The 255-nt window shown below is 34.9% G+C and carries 1 pseudogene; it reads left to right on the top strand.

What is annotated here, in order from left to right:
* Window positions 1–255, top strand: a pseudogene (locus M3627_RS20655) (IS21 family transposase); the annotation flags it as partial.

Here is a 255-nt window from a genome sequence, read left to right as displayed (position 1 = left end):
AAAGGTATCGAGGCATTAAAAAATGGACTTTTATCAGCATTTGAAGAGGAAGAAAAAGCGAAGGTGTATATAGAGAAAGTGCTCGAGAAATACCCACGTTATCGTCGAGATCATTTAGAAATTTTCCATTCGGTTTCAATAAATGATTCCACTTGGTTAGATAAGGCGCTAGAGAGATGCATCAATGAAAACTTATATAGTGCGAATGATTTTAAAGACGTTGTACTTTACCTAAAAAAACAATCTCAGCAGGAA

Origin of the sequence: Psychrobacillus sp. MER TA 171 (genome assembly GCF_023713305.1) — a bacterium.
In the GTDB taxonomy this organism is placed as follows: domain Bacteria; phylum Bacillota; class Bacilli; order Bacillales_A; family Planococcaceae; genus Psychrobacillus.
This window is presented reverse-complemented; position numbering and strand designations above follow the sequence as displayed.